Origin of the sequence: Aquirhabdus parva (genome assembly GCF_003351745.1) — a bacterium.
Taxonomy (GTDB): Bacteria; Pseudomonadota; Gammaproteobacteria; order Pseudomonadales; family Moraxellaceae; genus Aquirhabdus; species Aquirhabdus parva.
In genome coordinates this window covers 39,393-52,254 of the sequence record NZ_CP031222.1, presented here as the reverse complement: position 1 = coordinate 52,254, position 12,862 = coordinate 39,393, and the positions used below count along the sequence as shown (strand labels likewise).

General features: G+C 49.1%; 9 protein-coding genes and 1 pseudogene. 5 read left to right on the top strand and 5 right to left on the bottom strand.

Annotation, left to right across the window (positions count from 1 at the left end; genetic code table 11):
* Positions 1 to 134 precede the first annotated feature (134 nt).
* A pseudogene (locus tag HYN46_RS17455) lies at positions 135 to 1,604 on the bottom strand (flavin-containing monooxygenase); the annotation flags it as partial.
* Positions 1,605 to 1,854: 250 nt separating this feature from the next.
* On the opposite strand from HYN46_RS17455, the gene HYN46_RS00260 reads away from it, so the two are divergent.
* The 5 genes from HYN46_RS00260 to HYN46_RS00240 all read left to right on the top strand — a co-directional run bounded on the left by HYN46_RS00260 (position 1,855) and on the right by HYN46_RS00240 (position 7,540).
* Positions 1,855 to 2,895 (top strand): AraC family transcriptional regulator, encoded by a 1,041-nt coding sequence (locus HYN46_RS00260; protein ID WP_114897577.1) that lies wholly within the window; start codon positions 1,855 to 1,857, stop codon positions 2,893 to 2,895.
* Positions 2,896 to 3,090: 195 nt separating this feature from the next.
* Positions 3,091 to 5,382, top strand: coding sequence for a molybdopterin-dependent oxidoreductase (locus HYN46_RS00255; protein ID WP_114897576.1), 2,292 nt, complete (start codon positions 3,091 to 3,093; stop codon positions 5,380 to 5,382).
* Positions 5,379 to 5,717: a ferredoxin FdxA gene (gene fdxA / locus HYN46_RS00250; RefSeq protein WP_114897575.1), complete on the top strand. Its 339-nt coding sequence runs from the start codon at positions 5,379 to 5,381 to the stop codon at positions 5,715 to 5,717. The genes HYN46_RS00255 and fdxA overlap by 4 nt, the downstream gene beginning before the upstream one ends.
* A 1-nt stretch (position 5,718) precedes the next feature.
* Positions 5,719 to 6,747 carry a GTP 3',8-cyclase MoaA gene (gene moaA, locus HYN46_RS00245; RefSeq protein WP_114897574.1) on the top strand — a complete coding sequence of 343 codons (1,029 nt, stop codon included), beginning with the start codon at positions 5,719 to 5,721 and terminating at the stop codon, positions 6,745 to 6,747.
* Positions 6,748 to 6,766: 19 nt separating this feature from the next.
* Complete coding sequence (locus HYN46_RS00240; RefSeq protein WP_114897573.1) at positions 6,767 to 7,540, top strand: ferredoxin--NADP reductase; 774 nt, start codon at positions 6,767 to 6,769, stop codon at positions 7,538 to 7,540.
* 31 nt (positions 7,541 to 7,571) lie between these two features.
* On the opposite strand, the gene HYN46_RS00235 is transcribed toward HYN46_RS00240, so the two are convergent.
* Genes HYN46_RS00235 through HYN46_RS00220 form a run of 4 tightly spaced genes read right to left on the bottom strand, consistent with a single transcriptional unit; the run spans position 7,572 to position 12,690 of the window.
* Entirely contained in the window at positions 7,572 to 8,153 is a 582-nt protein-coding gene (locus HYN46_RS00235; RefSeq protein ID WP_114897572.1) for a histidine phosphatase family protein, read from the bottom strand.
* Positions 8,154 to 8,162: 9 nt separating this feature from the next.
* Positions 8,163 to 9,500 (bottom strand): spinster family MFS transporter, encoded by a 1,338-nt coding sequence (locus HYN46_RS00230; RefSeq protein WP_114897571.1) that lies wholly within the window; start codon positions 9,498 to 9,500, stop codon positions 8,163 to 8,165.
* Positions 9,497 to 10,375, bottom strand: a complete 879-nt coding sequence (locus HYN46_RS00225) for a metallophosphoesterase family protein (RefSeq protein WP_114897570.1) — start codon at positions 10,373 to 10,375, stop codon at positions 9,497 to 9,499. The genes HYN46_RS00230 and HYN46_RS00225 overlap by 4 nt, the downstream gene beginning before the upstream one ends.
* The gene (locus tag HYN46_RS00220; protein WP_114897569.1) at positions 10,372 to 12,690 is read right to left on the bottom strand and encodes a TonB-dependent receptor plug domain-containing protein; all 2,319 of its coding nucleotides are present in this window, start codon (positions 12,688 to 12,690) and stop codon (positions 10,372 to 10,374) included. Before HYN46_RS00220 ends, HYN46_RS00225 begins: the two co-directional genes overlap by 4 nt.
* Positions 12,691 to 12,862: the final 172 nt, after the last annotated feature.

Below are 12,862 nucleotides of genomic sequence, written 5' to 3'. Positions count from 1 at the left end.
ATCAGGGTGCGAAAACCTGAGCGTAGAAAACCGCGCAATAATCCCGATTTGAGTTGTTCAGCACTGTCCTGAGGTTCGGCAATCGCAACGACATCAACGTCGCCAAACGCTGAGGATTGCTCAGCTTTACTGAATGTATAAGCCTGCAGGCTGGCGTGATTGGTCAACCAGCGATAGGTCAGGGTAAAACCGGGCCAATTAGTGCTGTTATGCCCTGTCGCATCGACATACCAGCTCTTACAGCCATTCCATACCGTGTTTACCAAACGCTGCTGGATATGACCGTTATATTGCTGATATCGCGTTGCATCGACTTCAACCGTATTGGTTTGTGTCGTCTGCATGGTTTTCCAGCAGCGCATGACATGCTCAATCTGGCTTTCCAGCATATATACAATCGAGTTATGTCCAAGATTGGTATTCGGGCCATACAGCATAAAGAAGTTTGGAAAATCAGGCACGGTTAGTCCGCGATATGCCGCAGCGCCACCTTGCCAAGCGTCATTGAGATTGAGGCCTTTGCGACCTTGGATACGCATCGGTGATAAAAACTCAGTCGCCGCAAAGCCAGTACCATAGATGATCGCATCAACAGGATGATGCTTGCCATCAACGGTCTCAACGCCATCAACGGTAATCTGCTTGATGCCATCGGTGATCAGATCAACATTGGGCTTAGCCATCGTGGCTAAATACTCGCTAGACAGCAAAATGCGTTTACAACCGATCGGATAGTCTGGCAATAGTTTTGCACGTAGCGTTGCATCTGGCACTTGCTTCGCCAGTAATCGCTTGGCTGGAATCCCGACCGCAACTTTCATCAATCCTTTGAACTTGGTAAATGCGATGGCTCGAGATTCATACTGCAAATAGATCCCGGTACGATATGCCTTCATGACTTGCGGCACATGCTCAAACAACGTGTGTTCAAATTTGCTATACGCACGGTCAGGACGCGGAATAATATGCGCAGGTGAGCGCTGAAAAACCTTAAGTTGTTTGACTTGATCTGCAATCGCTGGCACAAACTGAATCGCTGACGCCCCCGTCCCGATCACCGCAATCCGTTTGCCGCTCAAGGCGTACTGGCTGTCCCAATGCGCGGAATGGAAGGTGTGACCTTTAAACGTTTCAATTCCCGGTAGACGAGGATATGCAGGGAGGCTCAATTGCCCAGTCGCAGTAATGAGCATCGCACTCTCAAGCGTCGTCCCATCAACCAAGGTCACACGCCATATCGAACGCACTTCATCAAACGCGGCCCCTGCTACCTCGGCACCGAACTGGATATGACGCAAAAGGTCGTATTTATGTGCGCAGTGCTGAAGGTAGCTGTAGATTTCTTTTTGCGGGGCAAACACATGTGACCAATTGGGATTGGGCTCAAAAGAAAAAGAATAGAGATGTGACGGTACATCACACGCGGCGCCCGGATAGCTGTTATCGCGCCAGACACCACCCACGTCCTGCGCCCGCTCCAAAATACGGAAGTTTTCAATGCCCTGCTTGCGCAGAGCCACGGCCATACCGATTCCCCCGAATCCAGTCCCAATAATGATGGCCGAAAGAGGGGCTGAATGGTTTGCGTGTTTAAGATCAGACATATGCATAATCAAATTCTTTAATGAGTGGTTTATCGTTTTGGCATGCAGGTCATCCTATGTGAATGGATTCATCACATCGGGACTGCCGACATCATGGAGTGAAGCCTATGTGAATCTGCACCAGAGTTGAATAAGAGAATGGGACAGATACTTTATATTTTAGGCCAATATTTTGGACCACTGCCATTGCATGAACAAACAACTGTCTTTATGCTTTAGGCCAATATCTGCGTGATCAAGGCAGCTTGCAATGCACTTTTGGGACTTTATGCGTGGTAGCGCAAGTACTCGCTTATTGCTTGATTTTGGACTAGAGCACGGAATTTCCGCATCCACGCTATTAAAGGGCACGACGCTCAAGCTCGACAGCCTCGATCATCCCGATGCCGAAATTTCTGCCGCTCAAGAGCTGCGGGTCATCGAAAACTTATTGAAATTACTCCCCAAAATCGACCGCCTCGGTCTACAAGTCGGCCTACGCTATCATTTTTCAACCTACGGTATCTGGGGCTATGGACTGATTAGCAGTGCTACAACCCGAGACGCATTGACACTCGCCTTACGTTTTATCCCACTCACCTATGCCTTTACCCTGATCACCTACCACGAGGAAGGAGATTTAGGCATCTTAAGCTTTGGCGAACCTGATCTTGAACCGCATGTTAAACAATTTCTCGTTGAACGCGACATGGCCGCAGCAGCCGTCCTACTGCATGAGCTCTCAAGTACCGACTTTGGTCTCCGTCGCTTAACCTTCCACGCCAAAGCCCAGCAAGGCCCGCAGAATTATGACGACGTGCAGCGCATTTTTGGGATAGCGCCTCACTATAGCTCGACACTCAATAGTCTGGCCTTTGATCGGGCGGCACTGGATCAGCCGCTACCGCAAGCCAATGCCATTACAGCATCGATGTGCGAACAACTTTGTCGTGAACTGCTCGAACGCCGCCAAATCCGCTCTGGGACAGCCAGCATCGTACGCCAATACCTAACCGTACAAGGCAATACATGGCCTGATTTAACCATGATGGCAAAACTGATCCACACCAGCGAACGGACGTTAAAACGACACCTCAAAGAAGAGGGCACGTCTTTTCGAAACCTCTTGGAAGAAGTGCGCCGGAATCTGGCCGAGACACTACTATCTGATGCTCAAATATCGATGACGGAAATTGCTGAGCGGCTCGGCTTTAGCGACGCATCCAGTTTTTCACAGACCTTTAAACGGTGGTACGGAATCGCTCCCAATGCCTATCGCAAAGCATTATTGGTGATTAAGAATCATCGTTAGAAACAAATGGATCAAACATCATCTAACATAGCTCAAATTTAATAAATTGTTTTATATGAGTATTTATAAAATAAAAGCATCGTGACTATATAGTTCCTTTTTAGAATTGACTTCCTTATTTGATTGGCTTACCGTCGTGGTTAGCCAATAATCACTTCGTTAAAACTAGAAAACCCTTTATATAAGGATGTCGCCATGATTATGGATAAAACCGCCTGCATCCTCTGCTCACGTAATTGTGGCCTAGAGGTCGAAATCGAAAATGGTAAGTTCACCAAGATTCGTGGTGACAAAGATCATCCACTCACCAAAGGCTATATCTGCCAAAAAGCCGCACGTCTAGAACACTATCAAAATCATGGCGATCGGCTCCAGTTTCCACTCAAACGGGAAGCGGATGGCACATTTACTCGAGTCAGTTGGGATGAAGCACTCGGCGACATCGCCCAAAGATTGCTTAGCATACGCACGCAACATGGCGGTGATGCTTTTGCTTTCGTCGGTGGTGGTGGTCAAGGCAATCACATCGGCGGTGCCTATAGTCGCCAAATCCTCGCCGCGATGAAAAGCCGCTACGCCTACAATGCACTCGGACAAGAAAAAACGGGGGACTTTTGGGTCAATGGCCGTCTCTTTGGTCGGCAAACTTGTCATACCACTGAAGATGTCGAGCATGCGGATTATGTCCTGTTTATCGGCACCAATCCTTTTCAGGCTCACGGTATCCCGAATGCCCGCGACACCTTAAAAGAAATCAAAAAAGACCCGAATCGCACGATGGTGGTCATAGACCCTCGTCGCTCCGAAACTGCAAAACAAGCCGATATACATCTGCAGCTTAAACCCGGCACCGATGCGTACCTGATGTCCGCGATGTTGGCGATCATCGTGCGTGAAAAACTGCATGACCGTGACTTCATCGCTAAGCACTGCACAGGCTTTGAAGAACTAGAGCAGGAACTTATCGCAATCTCTGTTGAAGACTATGCCCAGCGTGCGGATATCCCACTGGCAGAAATCGAACGCGTGGCACGCGGTTTTGCTACAGCGAAGACCGCATGTGTGCGTATTGATCTGGGTATACAACAGACTCTACACACCACATTGAACGGTTATCTGGAAAAACTGCTGTATTTGATTACCGGTAACTTCGGCAAAAAAGGCGGCAATAATCTCCATTCGTTCCTGCTGCCGATCCTCGGTCATACTGACGAACGTCAGAAAAAGAACGGCAAATCCTTAAAATTGACGGCCCACCACCAGATGCACCCGATCGCGGGGATCTATCCACCCAATATTTTGCCCGATGAGATTGAGCATGCTGGGGAGAATCGTATCCGCGCGGTGTTTGTCGACAGTGCTAACCCGCTCATGACCTATGCAGATACCCAAGCCTATGAACGTGCGTTCAAACAACTTGAACTACTGGTGGTGATTGATGTGGCGATGACAGAGACTGCTCGTCTGGCACATTATGTCCTCCCCGCAGCCTCACAATTTGAAAAGTGGGAAGCGACTGGCTTTAATCTGGAATTTCCAGAAAATGCTTTCCATCTGCGTCATGCCCTTTTTCCGAAACTCGGCGAGTCACTGGGTGAACCCGAAATCTATACCCGACTGCTTGAAAAGATGGGCATCTTGCCAGAGCGCTTTCCACTACTGGAGCGTATCGCAAAGCATGAACCTAAAGCCTCCAATCACCTCGGCTATATGGGCGCCATTGGTGCTACGCTTGCACGTAACAAAGCATTGATTCCTTTTGCGGCATCCATCGTCTATCGCACCTTGGGTAAAACACTGCCCAATGATGCCGCAGCTGCAGCGCCACTCCTACCACTCGCCATTCAATATGCCCAAACCCATTACAAAGCGGTACGCCGCGCAGGGTATCAGGGTAATCGCTTGACTCTCGGTACAGTGTTGTTCAATGCCATTCTCAATAACCGAGCAGGCACCTTACTCAGCAAGCACGAATTCAAAGATACGTGGTCGTTAATTAAAACCCCTGATAAACGCGTGCATCTGGCAATTCCTGAAATGTTCAGCGAGCTTCGTGCATTGAAATCCGAAGTGATGCCGGGTGCAGATTACCCATTTATCCTTATGGCAGGCGAACGTCGCAGTTATAACGCCAATCAGATTTACCGTGATCCCGCTTGGCGTAAAGTCGATCCGCATGGTGCGATGCGTATGCATCCCGATGATGCGAAACGCTTAGAGCTGGAAAACGGCTCTCACGCCACCTGTGAATCCGAAACAGGCATGATCAATGTGGTGATTGAAATTGATGATGCTGTTCGCCGTGGCATGGTCACCCTTCCGCATGGCTATGGCATGCGCTATCAAGGCAGTGAGCCGATTGGACCCGAGCTCAATCGCCTCACCGCAGGCAGCCATTGTGATCCCCTCTCTAAAACCCCGTTTCACAAACACGTGCCCGTGAATATTCGCAAAATCGAAAAAATTAATCTGGAGCAAGCCGTATGACCTTTGTCGTGATGGAAGAGTGTATTCAATGCAAACATACTGACTGTGTATCGGTCTGCCCAGTCGATTGCTTCTATGAAGGACCCAATTTTCTGGTCATTGATCCCGATGAATGTATCGACTGCGCCCTGTGCGAACCCGAGTGCCCTGTGGATGCCATCCGCTCGGAAGACGAAGTTCCCTCAGATCAAATTGAGTTCGTCAACTTAAATGCCGTCTTGGCCAAGCATCCCAACTGGACGCAAATTACCCAGCAGAAACCTGCTCTAGCCGATCATGAAAAGTGGACCAAAGTCGCAGGTAAACTGGCTCAGTTAGATCGCAACGGTGCCTGACATGGGATCCAGCCATCCGATAACCGAGAAGCAAGCAACAACGCCGGCATTGATTGACCGCTTTGGTCGTCAAATCAATTACTTGCGCTTGTCGGTTACAGATCGCTGTGATTTCCGCTGTGTGTATTGCATGGCAGAAGACATGACTTTCTTCCCCAAAGCGCAAATCTTGAGTTTAGAAGAGCTCTATCAGGTATCTGCAGCATTTGTAGCGCTGGGCGTCAGCAAAATTCGTTTAACAGGCGGAGAGCCTCTTGTGCGAGCCAATCTGCCTGCTCTAGTTGAACGCTTGGCACAACTGGATGGATTAACGGAGCTCACGCTGACCACCAATGGTGCCCGCCTTCAGCAATTTGCGCTTCCTCTTAAAACCGCTGGCCTTGATCGGATTAATATCAGCCTTGATAGTCTAAGTCCCATACGCTTTCATGAACTCACGCGCACAGGTCATCTGCATGATGTTTTGGATGGCATACACGCTGCACAAGATGCAGGTTTTGAACGGATCAAATTGAATAGTGTGATCTTGCGTGGACGCAATGATGATGAAATCCTAGATCTGGTGCATTTCGCCAGACGCAAGCAACTGGATCTCACATTCATCGAAGAAATGCCGCTTGGAATCATTGATGAACATGATCGCGCACATGCCCATATCTCAAGTAGCGAGATCCTCAGCATTATCAAACAACAGTTTGATTTAGTGCCAACACAGGAGACAACCGGAGGTCCAGCACGGTATCATCGGATGAGAGACAGTGACGTACGTATCGGGGTGATTTCACCCCACAGCCATAATTTTTGTGGGGACTGCAATCGGGTCCGCCTTACCGCTGAGGGGCGTTTGTTACTCTGTCTCGGGAATGAAGATGCCGTTGACCTACGACAGGTCTTGCGCAATCATCCCCATGACCCAGAATTTTTGCAAAGGGCGATTCGGGATGCGATACCCAAGAAACCCGAAAGCCATTATTTTAACCTCGACGAGCCACCCCAGATTGTTCGCTTTATGAACATGACTGGTGGCTAGACTTTGATGAGAAACTTCCATGTCTAATATGGCCCATGAAACCGTACTCAGTGTTCATCATTGGAACGATACTTTATTCAGCTTCACCACAACTCGCGACCCGAGCCTGCGTTTTAAAACTGGGCAATTTGTGATGATTGGTCTTGAGGTCAATGGCAAACCACTGATGCGCGCCTACAGCGTGGTCAGTGCTCATTATTCAGACCATCTTGAGTTCTATAGCATCAAAGTTCAGGAAGGTCCGCTCACTTCCCGCTTACAGCATCTCAAAGTAGGAGACACCCTTTTGGTCTCCCGTAAGCCCACGGGCTCACTCATCATCGACAATCTCAAACCCGGCAAAAATTTATACCTGCTCTCCACAGGTACGGGACTTGCGCCATTCATGAGCGTGGTGCGCGATCCAGAGTTTTATGATGCCTTTGAAAAAATTATCCTCACCCACGGCGTACGCTGGAAAAATGAATTGGGTTATTTTGAACACATCACAGAAGACCTGCCAGCTCATGAGCACTTTGGGGATCTAATCCGCAATCAATTGATCTATTACCCGACGGTCACCCGTGAAGACTTTGAAAAACAAGGACGTTTAACCGATCTGATTGAATCGGGCAAACTCTTTGAAGACATCGGATTGCCACCGTTTAACCCAGAGACAGACCGCATCATGATCTGCGGCAGCCCGAGTATGCTCAAGGATCTGGTCGAGATCTTAGAGGCACGTGGTTTTGTCGAAGGCACCAGTCATGCACCAGGCGACTATGTCATCGAACGGGCATTTGTTGAGAAATAAATCCGCATAAACAAAGTGGTCAGTCATCAGTTTAATGCAGATGACTGACCATTTGTTTACCCATCCGATCAAGCCTGAGCGTGTAGTTCTCAAGATCAAGTACCGAGATCGAGGCAGAATCCAACATAGCGCAGGCAACTCGATCATTACTAGTCGCCTCTGCGATCAATGAGTTGATCACAAAGAAATGGCTATAAATCACGGTATCTTGCCGGCAGCTCAGCACCACATCGTAGATCCGCTGACGCCAAGTATGGAGTAGGTCGGCATATCCCACCGCCAATTGCTCTCCATCTGCCGCCATCTCCAACCACGACCGATCTAACATCCGCATGAGCCAAGCGGAACGACTAACAGGCTCTTGCATGGGCGAAGGCACTTCACTGACATAAGGCTCGATAATGGGACTAATCGACCACTTATATGCTAGCGGTGCGGCCGTTTGTCGACAACGACGCAGCGGACTGACCCAGATCGGACACGGTGCTAAGCCTTCTAAATCGCGTACGATGTCCATCGCCTGCTGATGTCCTAAAGAGTCCAATGCAGGATTGTTATCATCGCGACTGTTCGCTTGGGCGCGCCCATGGCGAATTAAATAAATCTTTGGCATCCATATAACTCACGCATTTTCAACAGGCTGTTGGGTTAATAAACGCTGGCTGCGACTGCGTGCATAAGGCTTCAGACTCAAACCTGCAAAAATCGCCGCAACAAGCATCATCATTGGTACCGCCCAAGCCAAGGCATCGCGCAGTTTCAATGGATCAGCAAAAACATAATCCGTGAGTAACGCCACGATGGTCGGTCCCAGCCCAAGACCAATCAGATTTACCGTAAGTACTGCCATAGCATTCACCGTCCCCCGCATGCGATTCGGCAATAACTCTTGCAGCGCCGTCGGTCCTGTACCAATGGCAAGTGTGATCAAGAACGTGATCACACCCAACATCAGCAAGGCAGCATGCGGATTAGCCATCAATGGTGCAGAGGCCGCGAAGGGAATCGCACAGATCATAGCAGCGCCCATGAGGCTCATTCGCCCACCCACAAATCCCTTTGCCACCAAATGATCCCCTAGGAAGCCACCCGACACTACACCCAGCATGCCGCTGACCACGATGGTTATCCCATAAGCATGTCCAGTCTGTGCAGCACTCCAGCCATAACTGCGGATAAAGAAACTGGGTGCCCATGCATTCAAGGTATAAGAGGACATCGCAGCGAAGGACTGACATAAAATTAGACTGGTGAATGCGAAACGATGTTCACGCAGATAATGAAAGACTTGGCTTAACGGTATTTTCACCGCGAAAGACTCATCATGACGTCGCATCGGCTCACGAACCGTCATCATGAGCAAGGCAACCACTAGCCCCGGTAAACCTACTGCAACAAAGACGACTTGCCACGGACGCATCTCGCCCAATAGCGGTAAAATCATTGTATCGACAGGCAGTCTTGCAATCACTGCGCCGCCAATAATCAAGGCTAGCCCTGCGCCGATATAAACGCCCATCGAATAAACCCCGATGGCGAGCCCAAGTCGTCGCGGCGAGACACTATCACTGATCACCGAATACGCGGCAGGGGTCAGCGTTGACTCCCCAAGCCCAACCCCCATACGGCAGAGCAGCAATCCCGTATAGCCTTTCACTAGGCCACAGGCCGCTGTCATCACACTCCAAAAAGCGACACCAGCCGTGATGATGCTCATGCGCCGACTACGATCGATCAACCTTCCAATCGGCAAACCGCCAATCCCCATAAAAACTGCAAAAGCCAAGCCTTGCAGCACGCTGATCTCGGTATCGCTTAAACTCAGATCATGCTTAATCGGCTCAACCAGCAGACTTAATATCTGCCGATCAATAAAAGACAGGGTATAGGCAAGAGTCAGTAAAGCGACCAAATAGGCCGCACGTAAACGAGACTTCGTCAGATTATGATGGAGATTCATAATTCACCAGCCTTGCCTAATTTGGCTTTCATGCCAATCAGTTCGGGATAAACCTCTATTTGATCCAATAAATTATGGCGCAGCAGTCCCGAAACCTCATGCGTCTCAAAGTCATGCTGATTATCCGTTAAAGTCAGCGTCATCACTCCGACGATCTTCTGACCGATGGGCTCTTGTACGGCATCAGGGATACAGAACGAGGTCGATGGTGCCCAGACATGCTGAACTCCTTCAATATGAATGCTGCGCGACTGATGGGTATGACCACTCAGCACAAAACGTACGTCAAAATCTTCTAGCATATTCAAAAGCTTTGTTCTAACCTCTAGCAGTAAGTAGCGGCCACTGCTGTCTTCAAGACGCGCATGCTGACGAAATAATGGCTTATGCAGTAATACGCCAATCGGGTTGGGTTGCTCATGCGTTCGATCATTTAAGGCACTGAGCGCATGGCTCAGCCACTCAAATTGCTGTTGCTCGGCATCCCCGCCACGCCCAAATAGCTGCGCATTCAGCCCAATGAGCCGCCAATGACCCGCCGAGATCAGCCAATGATCTGCTCCAAAGACCGCACGAAAATTGGCTAGCCGCGTAGCATTGATCCATTGCCCTTCTTGCTGACTATATTGATTGGGGTTGTCTCCCACATCGTGATTGCCCGGCACGACATGTATCGGGAGATTTAACGCCTGTAACTGAGTATGTGCAAAAACAAGCTGCTCGGGATCATCACTGCCTGCCGCCGTTACATCGCCCAGATGTATCACCTGATCGACCTTCGCCTGTTTAATCCAAGTCTCAACCTTTGACCAATTTTGATTAAAGGCAGTCGCCGCAGATGCGAGATGAGTATCGGTAATAATCGCAATCCTCATGGCAGATCCACATTGAGACTTAAGAAGAATGTACGTCCGGAAATCCCAAAAGGCGACTCTTCACCATATGCAAAACTGCCACCAAACGTTTTAAAGGCTGTGTCTTGCTGAGCAAGCTTATCAGGATAGCTATTGGCCAAATTCAAGATCCCACCCGTCAGCTTCACCGTTTGACTTAAGCGTGCTGACAGGGCTAAGTCCAAAACCACCTCCGCACCAAATTTCTGGGCATCTGCAATAGGAGCATCGGTATACTCTCCATAGCGCGTGACATCCAATACCGCCTCATAGGTGCCATCCGACACCCTAAACTGGGAGGTCAATTTATCGCGTGGCTGTGCCTCGGTGAGCAACAACAACGAATGCTGACTTAGCAAAGGCAATGTCGGGAGCTTTGGATTCGCCGCGATGGATTGAATCCGGGTCGGCATGTGGGCATAGTTCATCGACAGGCCATAATTGACCGTTTCGCTAAAATTACCCAAATACTTGACGGCGACTTCATAACCTTGGGTCCGCGTATCCACGGCGTTGGTAAAAAATGCGACTTGCTGAACGTCGCTGGCACCGGCATTCTTTAATGCACTCAGCACAGCAGGACCTGCCAACGCATCACTCAGCGCAATACGATGATCGATATCGGTTCTGAAGTAATCTGCAGTGATCGACAGTCTATGTAAGGGGGTCAATACAATCCCAATATTGGCACTTTTCGACTTTTCGGCTCGCAGTGCAGTTGCACCCAGTGCTTGTGCAATTGGATCTCCGACTTGATAGGTGCCAACATTGACAATGGCTTTATTGGGACCATTGGCTAAACTTGTCGTCGAACTATAGAACTGCTGCTGGAGTGACGGCGCTCTAAAGCCTGTGCCCACAGAACCTCGTAGTGACAACCATGAATTAGCTTTGGCACGTGCTGTAAATTTACCCGTGGTTGCATTACCAAAATCACTGTAATGGTCATAACGCCCAGCGGCACCCAAGGTCAGCCAAGAAAAAGGCTTAAGATCAAGATCGATAAACGCCCCTGCCGCATCGCGATTATTATCAACCGGAATACGAGGGTTAAAACCAGGAAAACCTGCTGAACCAGTGCCCGTGTAGGATGCAAACTCACCTGATTTTATTTCATATTTTTCATAGCGATACTCGGCACCTAACGACAAATTTCCGCCTTCTAGGATTTCAGGCAGCGGGCGACTGATGCTCGCATTCAGTGTATTTTGCAAGTAATTGACAGAACCGGCATCGAAGGAGGTTGGACTTTTGCTACCCAGTGTACTATTGGCAGTGTGATCGATGGTGAAATCGGCATTGGAGGAGCCAAACGTATTGCTTAAATCGTATTTGATTTTTTCGGTTAAAATACCGCGCAGCCCCACAGTTAAACCGCTATCCAGCAAAATTGGATTGACCTGTGGCCCAAAGCCATTGGGGAATAACGGCGATGCTCCCGGCGCCCGAAAGCCCGCGACATTAGTACTGTCTTTACGTGAAACAAGCCCAGTGGCATAAAGTTCACTGTCATTCAGTATGGGAAATGCCGCATTGGCCGCTAAATTGAGATTCAGCGCATCAGGATCGCCGATCTGATAAGTCACACGACCATAACGTTGATCAATCGCAGCACGATTGGTACTTTGTTGCTTAAGCACTTCACCCGTTACATTGACATAGCCACCCGCAAGCGCAAAACCTTTATTGACAGCAAGATCACCATACCCCCCGTCCCCCCGATCTGTGATTCCTGTGCTGGTCTGCAACGATCCACCGGATGAGTCTTTGCGTAAAATAATATTAACAACGCCAGCAATTGCATCAGAACCATACTGCGCAGCCGCACCATCGCGTAATATCTCGACATGATCCACCGCTGCTAATGGAATGGTACTTAAATCATAGGGCGCTGATCCACGTCCAACGGCAAAGTTGGTATTGATCACGACACTGGGATGCCAGCGTTTGCCATTGATCAAGACCAAGACTTCGTCAGGCGATAATCCTTTCAATGTAATCGCACGTGTATTAGCTGCAGATGGTGTGGTATGGGCCCGCGGAAAGTTTAGAGAAGGTGCCGTGAACTCAAGAGCTCGGGCAAGATCACTAAAGCCTGTAGCTTGCAAACGCTGACTAGTGATGACATCTACAGGAACTGAAGATGCCAGTGCGGTACGTCCTGCTGAACGTGTGCCAGTGACTACAACAGTATCTAATTGTGGATTTTGTTCGTCCCCCCAAACCGTCTCCGTTGCTAATAGCGTCGCGATCACAGTTGGCAGACCAATCATGGTCGATAAAATTTTAAGGCGCATGCGATTTCTCTTTCTCGTCAGATAGAACAGCGAAAGCCATCTAAAATGGGCAGATGCATCGTCGTTTATCCGCACGCACTGATCAATCAATGATCAAGCAATCGCAATTGCGCAAAACACAACTCATGAAAACGATCCATAACTTCTCAAAATACTTGAAATAAAAATGGGT

Coding starts and splice junctions, on each gene's coding strand:
- HYN46_RS00260 (WP_114897577.1), top strand. CDS start 1,855: ATGCACTTTTGGGACTTTATGCGTGGTAGCGCAAGTACTCGCTTATTG.
- HYN46_RS00255 (WP_114897576.1), top strand. CDS start 3,091: ATGATTATGGATAAAACCGCCTGCATCCTCTGCTCACGTAATTGTGGC.
- moaA (WP_114897574.1), top strand. CDS start 5,719: ATGGGATCCAGCCATCCGATAACCGAGAAGCAAGCAACAACGCCGGCA.
- HYN46_RS00240 (WP_114897573.1), top strand. CDS start 6,767: ATGTCTAATATGGCCCATGAAACCGTACTCAGTGTTCATCATTGGAAC.
- HYN46_RS00220 (WP_114897569.1), bottom strand. CDS start 12,690: ATGCGCCTTAAAATTTTATCGACCATGATTGGTCTGCCAACTGTGATC.
- HYN46_RS00225 (WP_114897570.1), bottom strand. CDS start 10,375: ATGAGGATTGCGATTATTACCGATACTCATCTCGCATCTGCGGCGACT.
- fdxA (WP_114897575.1), top strand. CDS start 5,379: ATGACCTTTGTCGTGATGGAAGAGTGTATTCAATGCAAACATACTGAC.
- HYN46_RS00230 (WP_114897571.1), bottom strand. CDS start 9,500: ATGAATCTCCATCATAATCTGACGAAGTCTCGTTTACGTGCGGCCTAT.
- HYN46_RS00235 (WP_114897572.1), bottom strand. CDS start 8,153: ATGCCAAAGATTTATTTAATTCGCCATGGGCGCGCCCAAGCGAACAGT.